The sequence below is a fragment of the Kribbella rubisoli genome, from assembly GCF_004217145.1.
Lineage (GTDB): Bacteria > Actinomycetota > Actinomycetes > Propionibacteriales > Kribbellaceae > Kribbella > Kribbella rubisoli.
The window spans coordinates 127,369-151,603 of sequence record NZ_SHKR01000001.1; the positions used below are offsets into that span (position 1 = coordinate 127,369).

The 24,235-nt window shown below is 69.9% G+C and carries 16 protein-coding genes; 4 read left to right on the plus strand and 12 right to left on the minus strand.

Annotation, left to right across the window (positions count from 1 at the left end):
• Window positions 1–22: 22 nt before the first annotated feature.
• From EV645_RS00620 to EV645_RS00630, 3 genes are read right to left on the minus strand one after another with little or no spacing between them, the layout of a single operon-like run.
• Window positions 23–823, minus strand: coding sequence for a CpaE/TadZ family protein (locus tag EV645_RS00620; protein ID WP_130438586.1), 801 nt, complete (start codon window positions 821–823; stop codon window positions 23–25).
• Complete coding sequence (locus tag EV645_RS00625) at window positions 823–1,563, minus strand: hypothetical protein (protein ID WP_130438589.1); 741 nt, start codon at window positions 1,561–1,563, stop codon at window positions 823–825. The genes EV645_RS00620 and EV645_RS00625 overlap by 1 nt, the downstream gene beginning before the upstream one ends.
• A 52-nt stretch (window positions 1,564–1,615) precedes the next feature.
• Window positions 1,616–2,077 (minus strand): hypothetical protein, encoded by a 462-nt coding sequence (locus EV645_RS00630; protein WP_130438591.1) that lies wholly within the window; start codon window positions 2,075–2,077, stop codon window positions 1,616–1,618.
• Window positions 2,078–2,288: 211 nt separating this feature from the next.
• On the opposite strand from EV645_RS00630, the gene EV645_RS00635 reads away from it, so the two are divergent.
• The 4 genes from EV645_RS00635 to EV645_RS00655 all read left to right on the plus strand — a co-directional run bounded on the left by EV645_RS00635 (window position 2,289) and on the right by EV645_RS00655 (window position 17,042).
• Window positions 2,289–9,371, plus strand: coding sequence for a hypothetical protein (locus tag EV645_RS00635; RefSeq protein WP_130438593.1), 7,083 nt, complete (start codon window positions 2,289–2,291; stop codon window positions 9,369–9,371).
• Window positions 9,372–9,404: 33 nt separating this feature from the next.
• A complete protein-coding gene (locus tag EV645_RS00640) occupies window positions 9,405–9,935 on the plus strand; it encodes a hypothetical protein (RefSeq protein ID WP_130438595.1) in 531 nt (176 codons plus the stop codon).
• 3 nt (window positions 9,936–9,938) lie between these two features.
• Entirely contained in the window at window positions 9,939–10,496 is a 558-nt protein-coding gene (locus EV645_RS00645; protein ID WP_130438597.1) for a hypothetical protein, read from the plus strand.
• Window positions 10,497–10,625: 129 nt separating this feature from the next.
• Entirely contained in the window at window positions 10,626–17,042 is a 6,417-nt protein-coding gene (locus EV645_RS00655) for a hypothetical protein (RefSeq protein WP_157996978.1), read from the plus strand.
• A gap of 4 nt (window positions 17,043–17,046) precedes the next feature.
• Here the strand turns inward: EV645_RS00655 and EV645_RS00660 are convergent, their stop codons facing one another.
• From EV645_RS00660 to EV645_RS00700, 9 genes are read right to left on the minus strand one after another with little or no spacing between them, the layout of a single operon-like run.
• Entirely contained in the window at window positions 17,047–17,664 is a 618-nt protein-coding gene (locus EV645_RS00660; RefSeq protein ID WP_242000119.1) for an acVLRF1 family peptidyl-tRNA hydrolase, read from the minus strand.
• Window positions 17,661–18,047, minus strand: a complete 387-nt coding sequence (locus EV645_RS00665) for a metal-sulfur cluster assembly factor (RefSeq protein ID WP_130438604.1) — start codon at window positions 18,045–18,047, stop codon at window positions 17,661–17,663. The genes EV645_RS00660 and EV645_RS00665 overlap by 4 nt, the downstream gene beginning before the upstream one ends.
• The gene (gene sufU, locus EV645_RS00670) at window positions 18,040–18,510 is read right to left on the minus strand and encodes a Fe-S cluster assembly sulfur transfer protein SufU (RefSeq protein WP_130438606.1); all 471 of its coding nucleotides are present in this window, start codon (window positions 18,508–18,510) and stop codon (window positions 18,040–18,042) included. Before sufU ends, EV645_RS00665 begins: the two co-directional genes overlap by 8 nt.
• Before the next feature lies 1 nt (window position 18,511).
• The gene (locus tag EV645_RS00675; RefSeq protein WP_130438608.1) at window positions 18,512–19,768 is read right to left on the minus strand and encodes a cysteine desulfurase; all 1,257 of its coding nucleotides are present in this window, start codon (window positions 19,766–19,768) and stop codon (window positions 18,512–18,514) included.
• Window positions 19,765–20,526, minus strand: coding sequence for a Fe-S cluster assembly ATPase SufC (gene sufC, locus EV645_RS00680; RefSeq protein WP_130438610.1), 762 nt, complete (start codon window positions 20,524–20,526; stop codon window positions 19,765–19,767). The genes EV645_RS00675 and sufC overlap by 4 nt, the downstream gene beginning before the upstream one ends.
• Before the next feature lie 23 nt (window positions 20,527–20,549).
• Entirely contained in the window at window positions 20,550–20,888 is a 339-nt protein-coding gene (locus EV645_RS00685) for a non-heme iron oxygenase ferredoxin subunit (protein WP_130438612.1), read from the minus strand.
• A complete protein-coding gene (sufD, locus tag EV645_RS00690) occupies window positions 20,885–22,087 on the minus strand; it encodes a Fe-S cluster assembly protein SufD (RefSeq protein ID WP_130438614.1) in 1,203 nt (400 codons plus the stop codon). The genes EV645_RS00685 and sufD overlap by 4 nt, the downstream gene beginning before the upstream one ends.
• The gene (gene sufB / locus EV645_RS00695) at window positions 22,087–23,499 is read right to left on the minus strand and encodes a Fe-S cluster assembly protein SufB (RefSeq protein WP_130438616.1); all 1,413 of its coding nucleotides are present in this window, start codon (window positions 23,497–23,499) and stop codon (window positions 22,087–22,089) included. The genes sufD and sufB overlap by 1 nt, the downstream gene beginning before the upstream one ends.
• Window positions 23,496–24,233, minus strand: a complete 738-nt coding sequence (locus tag EV645_RS00700) for a helix-turn-helix transcriptional regulator (RefSeq protein WP_242000120.1) — start codon at window positions 24,231–24,233, stop codon at window positions 23,496–23,498. The genes sufB and EV645_RS00700 overlap by 4 nt, the downstream gene beginning before the upstream one ends.
• Between the last annotated feature and the right edge of the window lie 2 nt (window positions 24,234–24,235).

A 24,235-nucleotide genomic window follows, 5' to 3' on the forward strand; every position in this document is an offset into this window, starting at 1 on the left:
ATGGTGATCTCGCTCCGCTCGATCACTGATACTCACCCGGCGGGAACGCCGCGTTGGCCATGTCGAAGTCCTGCGGCGGCGGTGCGGACACCAGCGACGCCATCTCCGCGGTGATGTCGGTCGCGGTCCGGATCAGCGGAGTCTTGTCGAGACGGCCGTGGCCACGCCCGTCGAAGAACGCCGCGCCGGCCGGGTCGTACGCCAGGTGCCAGCGGTGCCGCACCGGCACGGACATGGCGTCCAGCACGGTCCAGACCTGCTTCACGCCGTCGCGCCGCTTCGGGTCCGCCACCACGATCACGCCGAGCTGAGCGTCGACGTGGTGCACCAGTGTGGACAGCCGCTCGCGCAAATGCGCGACCGACGAGCCAGTCGCCGTACAGACCATGACAACGAGACGTGCGGACTGGATGACCGGCAGCTGCGGCGAGGACGCACCGATGCGCCCACAGTCCGCCAGTACGTCGCTGTTCTGCATCTGGTTGAACGAGATGCCCAGCGGATGCCACAGACCGCCCATACCGCCGACCTGCTCCGGCGAACGCACACCGAGCAGTACGTCGAGACCGCCGTCGAGCTGCTGGCTGTGCGCGAGGATCACCTCGTCGCCCAGGCCCTTCCGGCTCGCAGCGGCCAGGCTGACTAGGCCGCGGTCGGAGTTGAGCGCCGAACCACCCGGTCCGGTCATCCGGATCGCCACGTCGCTGCCGGCCGGGTCGCACTCGGCCAGCAGCACCTGCCGCGGCCAGAGCGCACCGATGACCAGACTTGCTGTGGTGACTCCGGGTGAACCCTTCGCGCTCGCGAATGCCACCAATGCCATCAGTTCGCCCCGCCGTTGCGCTCCACGTCGGTCTTGGTCCCCGGGGCCAGCTTCGCGAGCATCAGCGACTTGGACGCCGCGGCCGCGCCGACCGTGGTGATCTGGTCGGAAGGGACCAGCACGGTCACGTTCAGCGAGCTGTTCGCGTTGGTCTTCGAGTCGGTGATGGCGCCCGCGCTCGAGGTCACCTGGGCCGCCTTGACCAGGGTCACCGCCGCCGTGCCGTCCTGGTTGGCCGTGGGGACCCGGGTGATCGAGACGATGTCACCGACCTCGAGCCCGTCCGACGGTGCGCGCCCGGCCTCCAGGCTGATGCCGACCAGCGCGGCGCCGGCCGGGATCGGCTGCTGCCCGTCCTTGGTGAAGTTCTCGGGCGTGACGAACTGGTCCTTGTAGAGCCAGGTGGTGGTGTAGCGGCCGAGGTACTTGCTCGCCTCGGACCACGGGATCAGGCCGCCGGTCGCGCCGGCCAGGTCGCCGCGGGACAGGTCCTTGGCCTCGAGCTTGTGCCCGGGGGCCAGGCTGTCGGCGGAGATCGCCACGAAGTCGGAGCGGTTGCCGCTGTTCAGCGCGATCAGCGCTGAACCGGCGGCACCGAGCAGGATCAGGATCACCGCAAGCGCGGCCAGGGCCGGACGCCGCTCCCGGCTGCTCGGGAGGCGGTTCGGGCCACCACCCGCCGATCGGCCCGCTGCCCGGGCGCCTTGGGAAGGGGTTCGCGTGGAGGACGAGAGACTCACGCGCCTACCGTAATGGCAGCGAGGTACCACTCACGCCAGCAGGCCGGTGCCGTTACCGCGCTGCGACCCGCCTGCGTTCGAAGGTGGTCAGCAGCTCGTTGAAGGCACCCGGACCGCCGTACAATTGGTCTAGATAGGTGTACAGCGCGCGCAGCGCCTTGCCGAGGTCCTGCTGCCACCCGCTCTGCTCCTCCATCCACGTCGTCAGCTCCCGTCCCTCGACGAGCGTGACCGCCGCATTGACCGGCTGGACCAGTCGGTCGCTCTCCGGATCCCCTACGCCGCTCGGCCCGCGGACCTCCCGGACCGCATCGGCCAGCGCCTGCCGCTCGGCTCCGGTGAAGACGTAGTCGAATCCGAACTTCCCGTGCAGCTGATCGAGGTACGAACACAGGGCGGTGAACAACTCGATGCCGTCGTACTCCGGGCCGTCGCCGGCCACGTGCCGCAGCCGGGCGACCATGCTGCGCGCCTCGGAGACGCTCCACTGCGATGTACCCAGCCGCTCGACCATGGATTCGATCCTAGGTGGGCGGCCAGGCGTAAATCGTTAACAGTTCGGGTGATTCGAGTTGCTGGCGAGTAACCGATTGTTTGCTAGATTCCGGAACTAGGACGTCCTAGTGACAACTGGTGAGCACTTGGACACCCAACGGGAGGGGGTGAGTCGGCTGACCACACCCATTTCGTCCGCCGCCGATCCGACGACTCGCGCCCGGTGGGCAGTGGGAACCGCGCTCGGGATCCTTCACCCGTCCGCCGTTCCGCTGCGTAACGGCAGGGTCTGGCTGACCGGTCGCGACGACATGGTCCCGGCGTACGTCATGCGGGCCCTGGAGGCGCAACTTGCTCGCCGGGCCGCGGACCGTGCCGCCGACGACCGTCTGCTGGCCGAGGCCGTCTGCGTGCTCGGGGCCGAGGTGGCCCGGGCCCGCGGTCAGGTGCCGGCCCGCGGCGCGGTCGGAGCGCTCGACCAGTACTTGCGCGGCCCGGGACTGGACCAGTCCCGCCGTACTGAGGCTGAGGCGCTGCTCAGGTACGCGCTGACCAGTGCCGCTCCGGACGACCCGGAGGCCGCAGCCAGGCTGGACCGCCTGCCCGGATCGGCACGCCCCGTCGCGCTCTCGACGATCGTGTCGGCGTCGGCGACGATCAGCCGCGATGCCCTCGTTCTCGGCGTGAACGGGCCGGTGAACGGGCCACCGAACCGGCCGGCCGGCCGGCGACATCGCGCTCCGGTCGGCAACAACCACAGACGTGCCGAAGGTCGGCGGGTCTGGACCTCGCAAGTTCACGGCACGGGCCTGGTGACCGGTGCCGGCGGACGACCGAGTGGCCAGACCGATCTGACCGGATCCGGTGCGCTGACGGCGCTTGCCGCGATGAACCAGGTGGATCTGGCTGCGTCGGTGACCGACCAGCCGACAGTGGACCTCCAGAGGCAGCTGGCGATCCTGCGGACGACGGCCACCGACGTACCGCAGCATGTCCGGGTCGAGATCGGGAAGACCACGCTCGGCGCGATGGCGCAGGGCATCATCCGGTCCGGTACGGCGGACGACCCGCACATCCTGCAGATCTCGCCGCGGCTCGCGGACGAGCAATTGCGCCACGTGTGGACCCACCAGCTTTCCCTGATGACGCAGGAGATCGCGGCCGCACGGGCGGACCGGCCGCGCGGCGTGCTTCGCCGGCTGAAGTCGGTCTTCGGCCATGAGCGGAGCGACCGCCGACTCAACGCCGACCACGCGGCGTACCAGGTCATGGTCCGGGACTGGCAGCAGGCTCGCGCCGAGACGCTGGCCAACGGTGCTCCGAGCGGGCCGCGCAGCCTGTCGGATCTGGAGCGCGACCTCAACGGCCTGGCCAGAACGATCCGGCGCCATGGCGGCGCCGAGCCGGTCCTCCCCTGGTCCGCCGAGGCGATCGCAGGACCTGACGCGACCGCGTTCGGCGTCGCCGCTGCACGCGCCAGCGAGCGGCCCGCTCCGCACTCGGTCGCGCACCTCCGCGAGGAGGTCGTCACTCAGATCCAGTCGCTTGAGGCGTCGGTCACCGAGCTCCAGTCGCAGTCGGCCACAAAGGCCGACACTGCGCAGACCGCTGCAGAGTCGGCCGAAGAGACCAAGCGCAAGGCCGATGAGGAGGAGCAAGGCCTCGACGTCGGCGCCGCCGAACGCGCCCGGATGCTCCGGGTCAACGCCACGGCCGCTGAGAACAGGTCCACCCGGCACAAGGAGATCAGCGCCGCGTACGGCGATGCGGCCGCCGAAGCGCAGCACGCGCTGACGGCGTACCGGACGCTCCTCGACGGGATCGACTCGGGCGGCTCACAAGGCCAGCTCAAGGCGCTGGCCGACGCTGCACGCAGTCAGGTCACCAAGTACGAGCAGAGCTGCAACGCCGCGATGCCGGTCGCGGATGTGCTGATGACCGGCACGCCCGAGGGTGCTCCGGTCGAACTGCCCGTCGACGTGATCAACGAGGAACTGGCCGCGAACGGCGCCTCCCGTCAGCTGCCTCGGACCGGCCCGCTGCCGTTGGAGAGTGCGGAGTACCGCCTCCTGCTCTCGCAGGACGGCATGGTGTTCCCGGTCCCCGGTGACGGCGACGGCAGCATCTCGGAGATGCCCGAGGTCCGGGTCCGGATGCGCGCCCGCAACATCCGGGAGATCACCCGCCGCGACTTCGAGATGGCCGAGCAGATGTCCGGCACGCTCGGCGAGGGCGGTATCAGCGCCGGCACGACGAACACGCACTCCGGCAGCACCACCGTCGGGTTGAACCTGCAGCCGATCATCGCGCTGGCCGCACCGGGTACGCCGCTGCACGCGGCCGCTCAGCTGACCACGCCGAAGCTCGAGGTCACCCACGGCCACACCCTCGCCGACAACGCCGGCGAGTCCGGCTATCACATGCGCGGCAGGGTTTCCGTCCACCGGGGCGAGTCGTTGCTGGTGGAGTGGGACGGCGTCCTCGAGGTGGAGGTTCGCAACTCCCCCACCGAGCCGTGGTCCCCGGTCCGGAGCATCGACGCCGGCACCCAGCAGACCTGGGTGGCCAGTCCGTACACCGTGAAGTCCGCGGCCAAGACGGTCACGCTCGCGGGCCTCGGCCGCGCCCAGGACGTCACCGGCGAGTTCCCGCGCTACACGATGGACAACGTCGACGGTCTGCGCGGCGTCGCCACCGACGTCCTACGCAAGGCACAGGAGCGGTACGGCGACCTGGACGAGGTCACCGCCAGCCATATCTCCGGCCTGATCGTGACCGACACCCCCCGGCTGATCCACGACATGAGCCGGCCGGGCGGTGTCACGCGGAGCTTCCGTGCGGCCGACAACAACGAGTACGAGCTCACCTGGGAACTCACCCCGGACTGGAGCAAGGCCGAGCTCGTCGGCGAGTTCAGCTTCGAGATGGGCATGGAAGACGTTCCGGTCGGCTTCCTCGGCGGCAACGCGAGCCAGACGTACGGCGCGTCGCTCACCGGCACCGGATCGCTGTCGTTCCCCGGCGTACGGGACGCGGCCCACCCGCTGGGCGCGGCGACGGCGCTGAACGATGTCGGCGGCTCCGGCGTGAACCTCTCGCCGAGCGTCTCGGCCGGGCGCAACGTGTCCCGCCAGGGCGGCCAGAACATCAGCAACACCACAATCTCGCCAGTCGTCCACCGGTTCATGGGGACGCAGGGCGTCAAGGTCCCGCTGCAGGCGACGGCGACACTGCGCCGGGTCGGCGACCGGAAACCGCCGATCGTCTCCAACGGCGCATGTACGGCGCACATGCGCGTCGCCGAGGGCGACCTGCTCCGGGCCGGTGGGCGCGCGGATGCGAAGGCGGTACAACGGGACGAGCACGACGCGATCCGGATGGACCAGGACGGCCGGGCGTTGCTGCGCACCGACCCGGAGCCGCCGACCGGTCCGCAGACCGCGCCGCCGTGGATGGGCCGCGGCCCGGGCCAGATCCGTGGTGTCGGCCAGGGCCTCGTCCAGAACATCGTCGGCGCCGACGCCGCCTGTCACGACGCGCTGGTCGGGCTCAGGGCGCAGGGCCTGGTGCCGGAGCTCGACGAGTACGACCGGCCGCGCGGCGACCGTCCCGCGACCAGGGCACAGCTGGCCAACCACGAGCGCGTCGTACAGGCGATCAGTGCGGCTCGGCTCGGAGCGGGGATGAACGAGGCCTGCCAGGGCGGCCTGATCGTCGTACTCGAGGACGAGGGCTTCGCCGGCACGCCGCGCTGGCGCCCGTACCGGTTGACCGTCGACCAGGAGTACGACAAGAACACCGGGGCCTTCGTCTCCGAGGGCCGCGGCACGAGCACGAACGAGAACCAGGTGCCGCTCGGCATCAGCTCGGTGGCCTCCAGCCGGACGATCGGGCGGAGCAGCTCGGTCCCGGTCTCCGCCGGGATCGAAGCCGGGATCGCACCGGCGAAGGGCGTCCGCGGCTGGGCGGCCAAGCTCGGGGTGAAGGCCAGCCGGTCCGCGTTCATGCGGAACATGAGCTGGACGGCGGGACTCCGGATCAACCGGGTCACGCTGAGCGAGAGCACCGAACCACTGGACCGGGTCAAGCAGAAAATCCGGATCAAGTTCGCGGAGATCACCGACAAGGGCGATGCCACCCCGCTGGCCGATGTCCTCGGCAGCATGGAGATCGCATACGACAGCCCGCTGGCCCGAGCTGGTACGCCGATGCTCGCGCAGGCTCAGGCGCCGACCGCGGAGGCCGTCGAGCAGGCAATGCCCGTCGCCGTCGACGCGGGCAACGCCGCCGATGCGCTGGTGGACGCGATCCCGGCGATCCGTGCCGACTCGACCGCACTGCCGGCGCTGCACGCGGCGCTGGCCCCGACCAGCCTGGTCGCGAACCGCGACTGGATGAACGGGACGTACAAGCCGACGTTCATGGTGGTGCAGGCGCCGGGCAACCCGCTCCACGCACTCCGGGACGGCACGATCCTGCCGCAGCAGTACCAGGTGCACATCCGCGGCGAGGCGGTCAGCCTCACCCATGTCGCGATGACCCAGCAGAACAGCGTCGACATCAACTTCACGATGAGCGATGTCGGGTACACGTCGGGGACGTCCACCTCCGGCGGCGTCAGCGGCAGGGCCAGCGGCGGTCCGGTCGCCGCAGACGGTTCGGCGTACTCCGGAGGCCTGTCGCTCGGACGGACCGGCGGTACGGCGCAATCGACGACGGTCAGCGAGACATCGGGCGAAGAGCGTCTGCTGATCAATGCCGGCACGCACCACCAGTTCCTCGAGCAGTACCGGATGTTCGCGGACATCGTGCACAACGGGCAGGTCGTCAAGACTGTGCCGCTGCCCGATGCGACCGTGCAGAAGCTGATGGCCGAGCGAAGGGCAATGGAGCTCTACGCGTCCGGCAAGCTCGACCTGCCGCTCAGCGCGGTCAGCGATGCGGCCGAGCGGTACCTGAACGACAAGCTCCCGCTCAGTCCGCGCGTCCGCGGCGGCTTCGTCCGGCGCTACACGCTGGAGAAGCAGGGCGTCACCACTGGTCTGGCCGCAACGCACACGACAGAGCGGTTCGCCGCGAAACTCCGCGCGGAAGGCCTCACCGCGGCCGACCAGTACCAGACCGAGGACGAGAGGCTCACCGCGAGCATGGACCAGTCCGACGAGCTGGCCAGGACCGGCCGCACCATGCACGCCACCGGGCCGTACAAGGACAGCCTGGGCGCGGCCGAGGTCGAGAAGCTGGTGGTGGTCTCGGGACAGTTGACCCAGCCTGCCGACCTCGCTCCGCAGATCGAGGCCCAGATCGACGAGATCGCCCCCGGCCTGCGGAACGCCAGCCCGGTGCTGCAAGCCGGGGTGGAGATCGGCTTCAAACCTGAGAACCTCGGTGGCCAGCTGGACGACATGCTCGGCCCGGCCGGAATCGAGATCCCGCTCGAGGCCCCGCTCGACGGCCGGAAGCATCCCGACGTGATGATCGGCGTGGTGCAGGCACGCTTCGAGGGCGATGTGATCGTCCGTACGGTGCTGACCGACAAGGACGGCAACATCCTCACCGACGAGCACGGCCGGCCGAAGCTCGCACCGGAACAGGCCGGCGGTGCCGAGCAGGGGTACGACTACGAGCAGCGCGACCGGTCCGTGAGCCGGACCAAGTCGATCTCGGTCGGCGCCGACGGCGGCGTTCCGGGGGCGGGCGGCGTCAACCCCACGGCCGGTGTCGCGACGGACCTGACCACGACCGACACCCTCGGCGACGGTCACCAGAACACCGTCCTGCGCCGGCACGGCAACTTCGTCCGCAACCTGGCCGAGCGGAAGGTGGTCTTCACCACCCAGGTGGTCCGGCTGCACAACGCCGGTGCGGCGGCCATGTCCAGCACCAGTGCGAAGTTGCGCCGACTCGACCCGGACGCCAACGTCACCCGGTCCGCGCCGCGCGAGCTGACCGCGACGCTGTACACGATGATGCCGGAAGGCGAGCTGAAGGACGGCCCGACGCCGCAGACCGCGGAGCTGGCCGAGGAGCGACCCGACCACCGCACGGTCCGGCTCCCGGAGGGCGCGATGCCCCTTCGGTCCGTGCCGTTCGGGCGGGGTGAGAAGAAGCAGGACCAGCTGTTCGACAACCTCAGCGCCGTACTGCGGCAACCGCAGTACCTCGGCCGGCGTGGTCTGGCCGACTTCCGGCACCTGATCCGGGCGACGCTGAAGCCGAGCGCGCTCAAGGCGAAGATCGGGCGGCTGCTCGACGGCGGCATCGACCTGGTGCCGATGGCCAGGCCGGGCAACGGGAAGACGATGATCAATGTCACGGTCAACTCCGTCCCGGTCGGCTGGGAGCTGGACGGCGACCCGTCACCGGGTCAGGAGGGCCACGTCTGGCGTAGTCAGCGGGTGGCCCGCTCCGGCAGCGCGCGCAACCGTCGTACGCCGTTGACCGCGACCGGCGGGCTGGACGGCGGGATCGCGTCGGTCAGCGGCTCGATGGGTGAGCAGGTCAAGGAGCAGACCGGGGACGCGAACGGCAGCCGGCTCGAGCTCAGCCGCTTCCTCGAGGGCCAGATGGTCACGGTCCGGATCCCGGTCGTGTACGACGCCACGATCCGCACCAGCACCGACGACGGCCGCGGCGAGCAGGTCACGAAGAAGACCGCCCACGTGCCGAACCTCGCGAACGGCCAGATGTACGTGCGGATGCTCGCCCACCGGTACCTCGAGGGCCTCCGGCAACTGGAGCAGGGCGCGGCGCTGGACTCCGTCCTCGCGGATTCCCGGCTGCAGGCCGTGCAGGAGAAGCTGGGACGTCCCGACATCGTCATGACCGAGTACGGCGAGGGAAAGGACGCGGCGCTCTACCAGCCGTACCGGCCGCTGCTCGCGGCGATCGACCAGGCGCAGGCGACGCAGAAGCCGGTCGTGCTGCTGGTCAAGGAGGCCGACGGCACACAGCGGAAGTACCAGGCCCTGCCGGGCGATCCCACCCGGAACAGGCCTGCGACCCTGCTCGGGGTGAACGACGGCGGTTTCGCCTCCGCGTTCGCGACGCTGAATCGTCAGCTGGCGCGGATGGCCGAGGGCCGGGTCGACCTGCGCGAGCTCTACAACACGTCGTCGCCGGACGGCAGCTTCAGCGGCAAGGTCGCGGCCGAGCTGGAGAAGTCCGGCGTACCGCGGGATGTGCTCAAAGCGCTCGACTACACCACCGCCGCGCGCACGATGACGCCGGCGGCCGCGCCGGCCGCGCACCATCCGTCGAGTGGCCGAACCATTGCACCGACCGGCCACGGCCAGACGATGAGCGGACCTTGAAGGCGATGATTTCCGGACAGCGAGAGGGGCGGTATGGCATTCGCGGTGGCGCGGACCAGGGACGAGGCGCAGCTGTACCTGGAGCTGCACCCCTGCCCGGACTGCGGGTCGATCGATGCTCCCTGGGAGCAGGCGCTGATCGAGGTCGACGGTGAGCTGACGTCCAGCTATGCCGCGAGCTGTCCCGGCTGTAACGCGCAACGCGAGTACCTGTTCGGCCTACCGGTTCGGGAGACGCCGGTGCGTGGCTGGCCCACGTTCGGCGGTCCGGAGCCGTCGGAGGTGCTGGATGCGGGCCAGTGGCTGGACGTCGCCGACACCGCCGCCTCGGAAGTCCCCGCGGACCCCGCCGAGGCCGGTAAGGTGCTGGCCGTCGCGCGGGCAGCCGTGGACGAGGTGATCAAGTTCGTGCCGCCCGGCGCGGACGCCGTACCGCAGGACGGGTTCTGGACGCGGGAAGGTCGTACAGTCCTGGATGCGGAGCCGGGACGGTTCCGGCTCGAGCGGTTGCTGATAGCGCGTGACACGTACGACCAGCTTGGCCGAGAGCTAGGAGCGAGATAACCCATGCTGACCGCTAGGACCCTGACCGAGGCCCAGATCTACGTGAGCCTGGTGACCGCGGCCGACCCGGAGGCGCCTGCGCTCGTGCCGGCCCGGCCCGAGCCGGGAGTCAACGTGACCGAAGGACCGGATGCGTGGGTCTTCGCGTCGCAGGCCGGCGAGATCACCATCCCGTACGCCTCCGAGCGTGCGGCCACCGCGGTCGGCGCGCGGTTCGGCCTGGGCAAGTCGCAGCTGATCGACGCGGCGCAGTGGGCGATTGTCTCCGCGTCGTTCGCCCGCCGGGCACTGGACGCCGACATGGCCTACACCGGCGCGCCGGATCAGGACCGCACCATCGTCGAGCTGAACTGGGAGTTCGCGGCCGACGCGGTCAGCGAGGCGATCAAGTTCCTGCCCGAGGATGCGGACGAGGTCCCGGACGCTGACATCTGGTCGGAGTACGGCGCTGCGGCGAAGGCCCGGCACCCGCATCTGGTCAGCCGCGCGAAGCTGGTCGACGACCTCGAGTACTACCGCGGCACGCTGGAGGATTTCCGCGCGCTGTACAAGCGATCCTGACGTGACGAAGGCCACCGGCAGAAAGTTACTGTACTGGTGAGAAACATGTCGAAAACCTGAACATAAGATGGCTAATGTCCCCGCTCACAGCCGGTGAAAGTACCGGCACGTTGAACGGGGAGTGCTGGGTTGACGTCTGCCGCGATCACCGTGGACGACCCACAGGGTCGTGCGCGTCAGGCGCTCGGGGTGGCGTTCGGTATCGCGGCTCCGGAGGCGATCGCCCTTCGTGACGGCACCTTCCGGCTAAGGCACTCGCGGGAGCGGTTCGCGCGGAAGATGCTGCGGCGGCTCGATCGCAGGCTGGCCCGCCGCGCGGGCGACATCACCGACGACCGGCTCGTCGCCGAGGCGGTGGCGCTCGTCGGCGCCGAGCTCGACCGCGTTCGGGGCGGGTCCCGCGCGGACGGCGCCACGCGGGCGCTGGACGCACTGCTCGATCTGCCGGGTCTGCCCGAGTCCCAGCGGGCGGAGACGCAGGCGCTGCTCCAGGACGTCCTCGACGGCAACCAGCTTGCTACCGACGCCGACCTGCGCCGCCTGACCAACGTCCGCGGCCGCCGTCACTCCCCCGGCCGCCCTCTGGCGGCCGACCTGATCGCCGAGTCGCAGGCCCTGACCCACGACGCCGAACGCCTCCTGCGAACACCAACGCCGACTGTCCCGGCTGTCAGCAGTCCAGGCACCCCGTCGCGCGGATTCTTTCGCCGGCTCGTGCAGGAGAGCCGCACCGCGGCCGACGGGTATCGCGAGGCGCGTGATCGCCGGGCCGAAGCGCAGTACGAGGAGTTTCGGCAGCTCAGCCGCGAGTGGCGGGAGCGGCCGGGGAGCCGTCCGCTCGAGGACATCGAACGAGACTTGGAGACCCTGTCGCAGGCGATCCGGCGTGACGGACATCCGGCGCCGCGCCTTCCGTCGGCCGGGGTGCAGGTGGTCGTCCCGGACATCCCGCACGGACCGGACGACAGCTTCCGTGCACACGTACGTCGGCAGATCGCCGACCTCGAGTCCGCAGCCGCGGATCAAGCTCGCCGTGCCGACGTACGCACCCGCAGCGCGGCGACCGCCGGTGACCAGGCCACCGAGCTGTTCGCGGCGGCCGACCGGCAAGCTGCGAGTCAGGATGCGTCAGCCCACGAGCGCGCCCGCCGGATCCGCGCCCAGGGCGTACGCCGGCTGCGCGTCGCCGAGCGGCACGCCCAGATCGCGCAGTACTGCACCACCGCCGCAGACCAGGCGCGTGCAGCTGCCGACGCCTACCGAAACCTGCTGGAGTCGGACGACCTGCCGACCGCTATGCAGGCGGCCGCCTCGCAGGTGGAGGCCTATCAGAAGGCGACGGCGGCAACGCTCCCGGCGGAGGGCGTGCTGCACAACGGGCTTCCGTCCGGCCGGCTGCCGCATCTGACCAGGCTGTGCCGGGAGCTCAACCAGGCTCTGGCAGACCGCAAGTCGCCGTACAGCTTCACCCCGGACGTTCTGCATCGGGCGCTGCGGGCGGAGAGTCGCCGGATCCTCTCGCCGGACGCCTTCGTGCTGACGATCGGGAACGAGCCACGCGCCGATGTCGACGGGCTCATCCAGTTCCACCTGAAGCTCGATCCCGGCGAGCTGCAGGAGGTCCTGGACAGTCCGCTGACCATCGACGAGGCCCAGGTCGGCCAGGTGGTCCAGGGCGGGTACAACGTCGCCACCTCGGCGATCCAGACCTCCGGTGCGACGCTCGGCGCCGATCTGCGTGTCATGACCGAGGCGCTGCCGGACACCAGCAAGCTCAAGGCGGTCGCGAAGGTCGTCTCGCCCGGCGTGGAGTCAGCGACCGGGCGCGGCCTCACAGTCAGCGGCGGAGCCACGGAGTACGCGCAGAGCGGTGCGGTCGAGGCGCTCCGCGGCGAGATCCTCCGGTACCGGTCGACGCAGCCGCGCTGGAGCTGGCGGATCCGCGAGTCGGCGGCCGGCGACTGGTCCGCCGTTCATGTCGTCGACTCCGGTGCGGAGCACGACACCGCCACGCTCGACCTCGGGTACATCCACACCTACACGGTGCCGCCGCCGGCCGACCAGACCGACCTCGAGAAGCTCGGCCTGTCGGCGGAACGCAGTACGACGATGCCTGAGCACATGGCGACCCGCGTGGATGGGCTCAATGACCTGTGCGACCGGACGGTGGCGGAGCTGCGTCAACGCCTCGGATCGCTGGACCGCGTCGGCCACGACCGGATCCGCAGCCTGGTCGCCGAGGACGCGATGACCCGGCTGGACGAGACGACCCGGCCCGGCGGTGTCTGGCGACTGATCACGAACGGCGGGCGGCCGGTGGCCTGGGCGCAGCTGGAGACCGTCGCCGAACTGGAGACCGCGGAGCTGGTCAGCGACAGCTCCCCCGACCACAAGCTCGAGATCTGGCGGGTCGGCAACTCCGGCACGTCCGGCACACAGGGCTTCAGCAACTCCCGCACACTCAGCGCCACGGCGACGACCGCGCTATCAGACGTCGGCTCGTCGACCGTCGACGTTGCACCGGGTGTCCGCGCCGGCCGGAACACCGGTCAGGAGGACACCGCGTCCACCGCCGATCTCGGCAGTCGTTGGAGCACCCAACGAGTAGCGCCGACCGTCGGCGTGAAGCTGCGGCTGCGGCACAAGGTCACCGTGCACCGCCTCGACCGCGCGGAGTCGTTCACCACCGAGGGCGAGGGCGACGCCTACCTGCGGATGGCGGAACGAGACGCCTTCCGCTACGGCATGCCGGTGCCCGCAGCGGCGCTCATTCGCGAAGACGGTCGCCTGCGCCGCGGCGCCGACGGCCGGCTATTGCTTCGCGGGGATCCGCACCCGACTGACACCCCGCTCCACCTGCCGGCGTGGCTCGGTAACGGACCAGGCCAGCTGCGTGGCGCGGGGCCTGCAATGATCCGGGAGCTGACCGGAGCCGACGAAGCCCTGCAAGGCTTCCTCGCGCACCTGTCCCAACAGTCGATGGTTCCACCGCTGGCCGACGGCCACCCATTGCCCCAGGGCCTTGCCGGTGAGGATCCGGCGGTCCTGCTCAGCCGGACGGAGAACTGGGAGCGTGCCTGCCAGCAGCTCGCCAGGCATCGCCTCGAGACCGGGTACGACCACGCAGCGCAGGACCGGCTGACCTTCCAGCTCACCGAGCACCGCACCGGCCACCCGCCTCGCGTCCGGTCCTATCGCATCGCCATCGAGCAGCACTTCGACCGCGCGACGCCGATCGGTGTCGCGGACGACGACATGGTCGTCAACGTGGACATCGGCGTGAGTACGTCGGGTCGCACCAGCAGCCAGTCGCGGAGCCTGCCGTGGTCGGCGTCCCTCGGGGTCAGCAACGCTCCGGCGGCTGGGCAGTCAGGGAGTACGCCGCAGGCCCGCGCGTCGGTCGGCCGGTCGTCGATGGGCCGATCCCTCACCTCGTCGTCGAGTCGGGGCGCGTACCGGATGACAGTGTCCGAGTCGAGCGCGCAGGTCGCGGTGTTCGACGTACCGCACACGATCACGATCAGCGAGATCACCGATGACGGCGCGTCGGTGCCGGTCGTGACGTCGGAGGGCAGCGCGCGGGTCTGTCTCGACAGCGAGTTCTGCGCCGGGCCTGAGCAGCCGACACCCGCCGTACGCGATCGGGTCGATCCGGGTCTGTTGCAGACCGCAACGGTCCAGCACGTCGACGCGCGTGATCCGATCGGGCGGCTGATCGAGGCCGTCCCGGAGCTCGGGCGGGGCGACAGCTCTGCGCTGCACCACCTCAGTGCCTTCCTCGCGCCGCGCAACCTCATCTCCCGGCCGGAGCTGCTCACCACGGAGTACCGCACTGGTCTGGCCGTCAGCCCGGCGCCGTCCGACGCGCTGGAGGCAGTCCGACGCCGCGGCCTGAGCCCACGCCGTACTGCGCTCAGCGTCACCACCCGCGTGGAGAACCTCAGGTACGTCGGCAGCGGGCATCCGATCCTCGCCGAGCTCAACGTGACGCTGGCGAGCACCGGCAGTACGTCGGGTGTCTCCACCGGCGCGACGGCCGGCGTGAGTGCAGGCACCGGCTCGGTGTCGGCCGACGGGCATGGACACAGCGCATCGATCGGGCTGAACCGGTCGACCACCGTTTCCTCGTCCGGCTCGGAGACGTCCACCAGCGGCGTCGAGCGGACGCTGATGCGGGACGGGCAGCACTACCAGTTCTGGGGCGACCTGGTTCTGGAAGCTCAGCTCCGGTCCGGCAGCGCCGCGGTTCGCGCGATCCCGCTGGACACCGGTGCCGTCGTACTCACGCTTCCTGAGGGCGATGCGCTCCGGGCCTACGGGCGGAACGAGCTGGACCTTCCGCTGCACCAGGTGTCGGATGCCGTCGAGCGGTTGCTCGACGACAACCTCGATCTCCCCCGCCGTACGACGACCGCGTTGCTGCGTCGGTACCGCATCGAGAAGGCCGGCGCCGACGGGCTTGCGGCGACTCACACGGACGAGCGGCTGGCGAAGAAGTTGCGCGAGGCAACGGGTCTCTCGACGCCGAGCGGAACCGGGCTGGACGCTGCGCTCGTGGAGGCGGAGGTCCTGGCGCGGTTGCGGGTCGAGGTGCCGATGCCGCGTAACTACGAGCAGATGCTGGGTGCCGCGCAGGTCGACCGATCCTCGCTGCAGGACAAGGACGGCAACGACAGCGACCTGTTCCGCGAAGTGTGCGCGGCGGTCGCGGAGCATTCGCCACAGGCGCTGGACGACGCCGTACTGACCAATGCGTTGCGCGGTGATCTGAGCGGCACGCGATGGCGCAATCAGCTGGACGAGATGCTCGACCCGCGTGGATACGTCCGGGAGCTGCCGGTCCGCGACGGTGCCGGCACGCGCAGCCTCCGGGTCCGGGTGAAGGTGCGGTTCGTCGGCCCGGTGACGACCGAGGCGGGCGGGACGGAAGGGCAGAGCGGCAACGGGTACGGCCTGCAGCAGCTGTGGAGCCTGCGGGATCGGACCCGGAGCGTGACGGAAGGTACGTCGTACAGCGGTCAGGTCGGCGTGTCGGCCACCGAAGGAGCGGCCGCGACCATCGGCGCCGGCGCGGAGCTCGCTACGTCGACCACCTCGTCGAGCAGCGAGCTCAACACCCGCATCAGCACCGGCCTGTCGCTGTCGACGGTTCGGATCGAGCGGGACTACGAGGTCGTCATCGAGGTCGAGGACTCGGCAGAGCCCGGCGGCCAACCGAGGGCCGTGACTCGACGGGAAGCCTCGGGGCGGATCAGCCTGTCGGTGCCGGCATCCGTACTCCACTCGGCCCCCGTACAGGACGGCCCGGAGGTCGCCGACCACCGGGCCGTCAGGCTGCCGGACAACTACCTCGTCGACGGCACCCTCCCCCACCAGCCCGATGCGCCGCCCGAGAACGCCCTGTTCGACGCGGCCGTCGCACGTCTCGGCCGACCTGACTTGTTGCGGAGCGCCGGCGTCCGGATGCATCAGACGACGCTGGAGTCGTTGCTCGGCGCCGCGAACCGGGCGGTCGCGTTCCAGGAGATGGCCGGCCCCTCGGGGCACGAACTCGTCCCGCTGGCGATCCCCGGGCAGACCGCGCGGGTCGTTGCCGTCCGGATCCGCGCCGAGGTTTCCGGTCTGGAGCTGATCTCGGATCCCGACGAGGACTCGACTACCCAGCTCGGCGAGAACTCCCGCGAGCTGCGCGTCAGCCAGCTGACCGCGCGCAGCAACCGCCTACTCCCCGGCTCGCGGTCCATCGGCGGCACGCTGCCCGGCGGCGCGATCACGGTCGGTCTGAACTCCGGCCGGCGCGTCGGCGAGCAGGACACCGGCACGGTCGGCGTGCGTCACGAGACCGGCGTCTACGAATCCGGGCAGGTCGTCACGGTCAAGGTCAGCGTCGACTACCACCTCGACTTCGAGCGCCGCCGGATCGACCGCAACCATCGGCCGAAGGTGGAGCGCGCCGATTCGGTCCACCGGGCCGCGTCCGGCGAGGCGTACCTGACGATGTTCCGCCACGAGTACGACGCGATGCGCGCCAGGATGGAGGCAGGCGAGCCCGCGCTCAGCGGCTGGGACCCAGAGCAGCAGACCAAGCCCGCCCGGGTCCGGACCGTCGCGCTGCGGGTGAACGCCGACGAGCATCACCCGTACCAGCCGTTGGTCGACGCACTTGGCCAGGCCCGCCGCGACGGCGTGAACGTGCGGCTGACGATCCGCGAGTCGAGCGGCAAGCGTCAGGTGTACGTCGCCGGACCGGACGGCACGCTGACGAGCCGGACCGACGCCGAGTTCGCGGAGGCGTTCGCCACCCTGCACCCGCGTCTCGCATTGCTCGCGGAGGGACGCGTCGACCTCCGTGAGCTCCACGCGTCGACGTCGGGCCGGTTCACCGGGGCGGTCGTCGACGCCCTGCAACAGAACGGCATCCCCGCATCAGCCCTGGTCGAGACGGACTCGCGCATGCGCCGTACGCCGACCGCTCACAACACCGACGGCCCACCTGCGCGCCGGATGCACGCATCCAACCCCGGGACCGGAATGACGATCGAGTGAACGACTAGTCCGGCTGATCCACGTCGATCCGGATCGCGAGCGCGTCAAGGCCGGCCTGCTCGAGCACCTTCTGCTTCGGATCCGGTACGCCGAGGAACGGCGGCCGCACGATCGCGGGCAAGTCCTTCAAGCGGGGATCCTCGAGCACGGTGTCGACGGCCCGCCGGTCGCCCCCGCACACCAGCACGTCGAGCCTCGCCGGCGCAAGGATCCGTACGGCGACCTCCGTCGCGGCCGCGAACGCCTCGCGGGCCTGGTTGTCCCGCCGGCGCGCGTACCGCTGCTGCGACCAGCCGCCCGCCTTCGTCGTCCCCTGCACGTGCCGGGACCCGACCTTGGAGTCGAGAAGCTTGCCCCCGGCAAACACTCCGGCTCCGTACCCGCCACGCCGGACGAGCAGTACGCCGAGGCGCCGCTCGGCCAGCACATGTGCGACGAGCCCCTCGCGTGTCAACACGTCGAGGGGCTCGAAGGGCACGGTGACGACGGCGATGGAGCCGTCCTCGGCGGACAACGTGACACTGGTCGGCGTCACGTCGTACCGCACCGCGCCATGGCGCTCACCGAAGCCGTCCAGCCACCTGTCCAGTCGGCTCGGCGCCACCGAGATCGTGCGGATCACACGTTGAAGCCGAGCGCCCGCAGTTGGTCGCGGCCGTCGTCGGTGATCTTCTCCGGGCCCCACGGCGGCATCCAGACCCAGTTGATCCGGAAGTCGTTCACGAGACCATCGAGCGCCATCCGGGTCTGGTCCTCGATCACGTCGGTCAGCGGGCAGGCCGCGGACGTCAGCGTCATGTCGATGATCGCCGTACTGGCGTCGTCGACGGTGATGCCGTAGATCAGGCCCAGGTCGACCACGTTGATGCCGAGCTCCGGGTCGACGACATCCTTGAGTGCCTCGGTAACGTCCTCGACCTTGGCCGGGGTCGTGCCGACCGGCGCGGCGGCCGCGTCGAGGTCGACCTCGGGCAGTTCGATCTTCTCGTCGGTCTGGTCAGGCATTCTTGACTCCTTCGTTGGCTGCGCCCTGGGTTGCGAGGGCCTGGGCGGTGGCATCGCGCCACGCCGACCAGCCCAGCAGTGCGCACTTCACCCGGGCCGGGAACTGCGCGACGCCGGCGAACGCCACACCGTCCTCCAGTACCTCTTCGTCCGGCTCGACATTCCCCCGGCCCTGCATCAGCTCGAGGAACTTCTCGTACGTCGCCATGCCCTCGGACACCGGCTTGCCGATCACCAGGTCCGACATCACCGACGTCGCCGCCTGGCTGATCGAGCAGCCGACGCTGCTGTGCGTGACGCCCTTGACGGTGTCGCCGTCGAGCTCGACCCGGAGCGTGACCTCGTCCCCGCAGGACGGGTTCACGTGGTGCACCTCCACGTCGTACGGGTCCGCGAGACCCGAGTGGTGCGGGCTGCGGTAGTGATCCAGGATGATCTCCTGGTACAGGTTGTCGAGCTGCATATCAATCCACCTTGAAGTACTTGCGCACGAATTCCAGGCCGTCCACGAGCGCCTCGATCTCCTCCGGCGTCGTGTACAGATAGAAAGACGCTCTGGTCGACGATTGCATTCCGAACCGCTCGTGCACCGGACGCGCGCAGTGATGTCCCGCCCGTACGGCGATGCCGCGGGTGTCCAGCACGGTCGACACGTCGTGCGGGTGCACGCCGTCCAGCGCGAAGCTGATCGCGCCGCCGTGGTCGGCCGCGTCCGTCGGACCGAGGACCTTCAGACCGGGAACGGTCTTCAGCCCCTCGAGCGCGTACTCGACGATCGCGTGCTCGTGCGCCGCGATCTTGTCCATGCCGATCCCGGACAGGTAGTCGACGGCCGCACCGAGCCCGACCGCCTGCGCGATCGGCGGCGTACCCGCCTCGAACCGGGCCGGCGGAGCGGCGTACGTCGAACCGGTCATCCGGACGATCTCGATCATCTCGCCGCCGCCCAGGAACGGCGGGAGCGAGGCGAGCAGGTCGTACCGGCCCCAGAGCACGCCGATACCGGTCGGGCCGACCACCTTGTGGCCGGTGAAGGCCAGCAGGTCGGCGCCGAGCGTCGAGACGTCGACCGGGAACTGCGGGACGGCCTGCGACGCGTCGACGACAACCGTCGCGCCGACGGCGTGCGCCTTCGCGGCGATGTCGCTGATCGGGTTGATCGTGCCGAGCGCGTTCGAGACCCAGGTCAGCGCGACGACCTTGGTCTGCTCGGTGAGCAGCTCGTCGATGTTCGACAGGTCGAGCCGGCCGTCCTCGGTCACGCCGAACCACTTCAGCGTCGCACCCGTCCGCTCGCAGGCGAGCTGCCACGGGACGATGTTGCTGTGGTGCTCCATCTCGGACACCACCACGACATCGCCCGGCTTCAGCGACGCTCCGAGGGTGTGCGCGGCGAGGTTGAGCGCCTCGGAGGCGTTCTTGGTGAAGACGATCTCGTCCCGCGACGGCGCGCCGATGAAGGCCGCGACCTTGTCCCGGCCGCCTTCGTACGCCGCGGTGGCCTCGGCGCCGAGCTGGTGCATGGCGCGGGCCACGTTCGCGTTGTGCTTGAGGTAGTGGTCCTCGATCGCCTGCACCACCTGGCGCGGCTTCTGCGACGAGTTCGCCGAGTCCAGGTAGACCAGCGGGAACCCGCCGGCCAACTCGCGCGACAGGATGGGGAAGTCCGCCCGGACCGACTGCAGGTCCAGGGGACTGCTGAACGTCCGGGCGTCGGTCACTTCGCGCCTGCCTTGAGGAAGCGCTCGTAGCCGTTGGCCTCGAGCTCTTCGGCGAGCTCGGGGCCGCCCTCCTCGGCGACGCGGCCGTCGACGAACACGTGCACGAAGTCCGGCTTGATGTAGCGCAGGATCCGCGTGTAGTGGGTGATCAGCAGGACGCCCTTGTCGCCCTGGCCGGCGAACCGGTTGACGCCCTCGGAGACGATCCGCAGCGCGTCGATGTCGAGGCCGGAGTCGGTCTCGTCGAGGATCGCGACCTTCGGGTTCAGCAGCTCGAGCTGGACGATCTCGTGCCGCTTCTTCTCACCGCCCGAGAAGCCCTCGTTGACGTTACGGGTGCCGAAGTCGGCGTCCATGTCCAGGTCGGCGAGCGCCTTGTTGACGTCCTTGACCCAGGTGCGCAGCTTCGGCGCCTCGCCGTCGATCGCGGTCTTCGCGGTCCGGAGGAAGTTCGCCACCGACACACCGGGCACCTCGACCGGGTACTGCATGGCCAGGAACAGGCCGGCCCGGGCGCGCTCGTCGACGGACATGTCCAGCACGTCCTCGCCGTCCAGCGTCACGGTGCCGCTGGTGACGTTGTACTTCGGGTGCCCGGCGATCGAGTACGCCAGCGTCGACTTGCCGGAGCCGTTCGGGCCCATGATCGCGTGCGTCTGACCGCCGGCGATGGTCAGGTCGACGCCGCGCAGGATCTGCTTCGGGCCGTTCTCGGTGTCGACCGACACGTGCAGGTCGCGGATCTCGAGTGTCGCCATGAGGTTTCTTCTATCTCCGTCGTTTACAGGGCTGCTTGGTTCAGGGGGTTCTTCACGTCGACGAGTACGTCGTCGCCGTCGAGGCGCACGGGGTAGATCGGCACCGGGTCGTACGCCGGCAGGCTGGTCGGCTCGCCGGTGCGCAGGTCGAAGCGGGACCCGTGCAGCCAGCACTCGATCTCGCACTCGCCGACGTCACCCTCGGACAGCTGGATCTGCGCGTGCGAGCACTCGTCCCGCACCGCGAAGTACTGGCCCTCGCTCTTCACGACCGCGACCTCCACGCCGCCGACCTCGACCGGGATCACTCCCTCGTCGGGTACGTCGGCGGCGGCGCAGGCGCGCTCGAAGCTGTCGCTCACTGGCCGATGACCGCCTTGGCGGACGTGCTCAGCTCGGCGGCGCGCGCCAGCTTCTCTTCGATCACCTCGTGCAGGTGCTCGGTGACCTCGGGTACGCCGATCTTGCCGATGATGTCGTTGAAGAAGCCGGACACCACCAGCCGCCGGGCCGCGTCCTCGGGGATGCCGCGGGCCTGCAGGTAGAACAGCTGCTCGTCGTCGAACCGGCCGGTCGCGGACGCGTGGCCGGCGCCCTCGATCTCACCGGTCTCGATCTCCAGGTTCGGCACCGAGTCGGCGCGGGCGCCGTCGGTCAGGACCAGGTTGCGGTTCAGTTCGAAGGTGTCGGTGCCCTCGGCCGCGGCCCGGATCAGCACATCGCCGATCCACACCGAGCGGGCGTGGTCTCCGGCCAGCGCGCCCTTGTAGAGCACGTTGCTCTTGCAGTTGGTCGCCTCGTGGTCGACGAAGAGCCGGTTCTCGTGGTGCTGACCGCCCTCGGCGAAGTACACCCCGAGCAGTTCGGCGTCGCCGCCGGGACCGGCGTAGCGGACGTTGGTGCCGATCCGGACGATCTTGCCGCCCAGCGTCACCGCGACGTGGTGAAGCTTCGCGTCGCGACCGACGACGGCATCGTGCTGGCCGAGGTGGATCGACTCGTGGTCGCCCTGCTGGATCGAGACGACCCGCAGGTCGGAGCCGTCGCCGACGACGATCTCGACGTTGCTGCCCAGCTCACCGGATCCGCTGTGATCGATGATCACGATCGCCTTGCTGTGCCGGCCGGACTCGATGATCAGGTGGCTGAAGCCGCGGGCGCCGAGGCTCGCGACGTTCACGTGCACCGGCTCGGTCAGCTCGGCCTCGACCGGGATCCGGACCGCGAACGCGTCGCCGGCGTGGTTCCAGGCGACGGCCGCGGAGCGGTCCTGGGGCTTGCCGACCTTGAGCGAGTCCGCGGCGACGGTCTCGAAGACCACGCCCTCCGGACCGGACGCGTCGACCTTCGGGGTCTCGGTGCCGGCGGCGTCCTCGAACAGGGCCTTCAGCTGCCTGACCGGGGTGAAGCGCCACTCCTCCTCGCGTCCGTTCGGCACCGCGAAGTCGGCCACGTCGTACGACGTCGGCCGCTCGCTGCGGGCCTGGAGCGGGACCGGCGAACCCGGCCCGTGGGAGTGCGCCTTGTTGCCGGTAGCAACAAGGGTGTCAGACGACGACATCAGCCGACGGCCCCTTCCATCTGCAGCTCGATCAAACGGTTCAGTTCCAGCGCGTACTCCATCGGGAGCTCGCGGGCGATCGGCTCGATGAAGCCGCGGACGATCATCGCCATCGCCTCGTCCTCGGCCATGCCCCGGCTCATCAGGTAGAAGAGCTGGTCGTCGCTGACCTTGGACACGGTCGCCTCGTGCCCCATCGCCACGTCGTCCTCGCGGACGTCGACGTACGGGTAGGTGTCCGAACGGCTGATGGTGTCGACCAGCAGCGCGTCACAGCGCACCGTGGACTTGCTGTGGTGCGAACCCGGCGCCACCTCGACCAGACCGCGGTACGACGTCCGGCCGCCGCCGCGGGCCACCGACTTCGACACGATCGAGCTCGACGTGTACGGCGCGTTGTGCACCATCTTCGAACCGGCGTCCTGGTGCTGGCCCTCGCCCGCGAACGCGACCGACAGGGTCTCGCCCTTGGCGTGCTCGCCCATCAGGTAGACGGCCGGGTACTTCATCGTCACCTTGGAGCCGATGTTGCCGTCGATCCACTCCATCGTCGCGCCCTCTTCGCAGGTGGCGCGCTTGGTGACCAGGTTGTAGACGTTGTTCGACCAGTTCTGGATCGTCGTGTAGCGGCAGCGCGCGCCCTTCTTCACGATGATCTCGACCACCGCGGAGTGCAGCGAGTCCGACTTGTAGATCGGCGCCGTGCAGCCCTCGACGTAGTGCACGTAGGCGTCCTCGTCGACGATGATCAGGGTCCGCTCGAACTGGCCCATGTTCTCGGTGTTGATCCGGAAGTAGGCCTGCAGCGGGATGTCCACCTTCACGCCCTTGGGCACGTAGATGAACGAGCCGCCGGACCAGACCGCGGTGTTCAGCGAGGCGAACTTGTTGTCGCCGACCGGGATCACGGAGCCGAAGTACTCCTTGAAGATCTCCGGGTGCTCCTTCAGGCCGGTGTCGGTGTCGAGGAAGATGACGCCCTGCGCCTCCAGGTCCTCACGGATCTGGTGGTAGACCACCTCCGACTCGTACTGCGCGGCGACGCCGGCGACGAGGCGCTGCTTCTCCGCCTCCGGGATGCCGAGCTTGTCGTAGGTGTTCTTGATGTCCTCGGGCAGCTCTTCCCAGCTCGACGCCTGCTTCTCGGTCGAGCGGACGAAGTACTTGATGTTGTCGAAGTCGATCCCGGACAGGTCGGCGCCCCACGACGGCATCGGCTTGCGGTCGAAGAGCTTCAGGCCCTTCAGCCGCAGGTCGAGCATCCACTCCGGCTCGTTCTTGAGGGCGGAGATCCCCCGCACCACGTCGGTGCTGAGGCCGCGCTGGGCGACCGCGCCGGCGGCGTCGGAGTCGGCCCAGCCGTACTGGTAGTTGCCGAGGCCTTCCAGTTCGGGGTGAGCGGTTTGCGTCATCGTGCGGTCCTCGCAGCTTCGCCGTCGGATACAGGGGGCACGGGCGGTACCGATTTCTGGGCGCCCGGGATATGCGTCGTACAGACACCGTCGCCGTGGGCGATGGTGGCCAGTCGCTGCACGTGCTTGCCGAGGAGTCTCGAGAACACCTCGGTCTCGGCCTCGCACAGCTGGGGGAACTGCTCGGCCACGTGCGCGACCGGGCAATGGTGCTGGCAGAGCTGCTCTCCGTGCGCGGCCTTCGCCGTGGACGCGGCATAGCCGTCCCCGGTCAGGGCCTGGGCGAGCACCTCCGCCTTGTTGCTGTCGGGTGCGGCCTCGACCGCCTCCCGGTACCGCTGCTCCACCTCGGCGACGCGGCGCCGGGCGAACTCCGCCACGGCGTCCTCACCGCCGGCCTCGGCGATGAACCGCATCGCGGTCGCCGCCAGGTCGTCGTAGGCCTGGTGGAAGGCATGCCGGCCGGTGTCGGTCAGCACGAAAACCTTCGCAGGGCGACCGCGGCCGCGCGGGCCGTAGATGCGCTCCTCGCGGGATTCGACCAGGCCCTCGTCAAGCAGGTGGTCGAGGTGCCGCCGGACCGCGGCCGGGGTCAGCTCGAGCCGCTCCGCCAGCACCGCAGCGCTGGACGGGCCGTTGGTCAGGATCGAGCGTGCTACCCGGTCCCGGGTGGACTCGTCCCGCGCGCTACCGGCGCCGTGGGGCACGGCTCCGCTGTTCGCAGGATTTTTCACAA

Coding starts and splice junctions, on each gene's coding strand:
- EV645_RS00640 (WP_130438595.1), top strand. CDS start 9,405: ATGGCATTCGCGGTGGCGCGGACCAGGGACGAGGCGCAGCTGTACCTG.
- sufD (WP_130438614.1), bottom strand. CDS start 22,087: ATGTCGTCGTCTGACACCCTTGTTGCTACCGGCAACAAGGCGCACTCC.
- sufB (WP_130438616.1), bottom strand. CDS start 23,499: ATGACGCAAACCGCTCACCCCGAACTGGAAGGCCTCGGCAACTACCAG.
- sufU (WP_130438606.1), bottom strand. CDS start 18,510: ATGCAGCTCGACAACCTGTACCAGGAGATCATCCTGGATCACTACCGC.
- sufC (WP_130438610.1), bottom strand. CDS start 20,526: ATGGCGACACTCGAGATCCGCGACCTGCACGTGTCGGTCGACACCGAG.
- EV645_RS00630 (WP_130438591.1), bottom strand. CDS start 2,077: ATGGTCGAGCGGCTGGGTACATCGCAGTGGAGCGTCTCCGAGGCGCGC.
- EV645_RS00665 (WP_130438604.1), bottom strand. CDS start 18,047: ATGCCTGACCAGACCGACGAGAAGATCGAACTGCCCGAGGTCGACCTC.
- EV645_RS00645 (WP_130438597.1), top strand. CDS start 9,939: ATGCTGACCGCTAGGACCCTGACCGAGGCCCAGATCTACGTGAGCCTG.
- EV645_RS00620 (WP_130438586.1), bottom strand. CDS start 823: ATGGCATTGGTGGCATTCGCGAGCGCGAAGGGTTCACCCGGAGTCACC.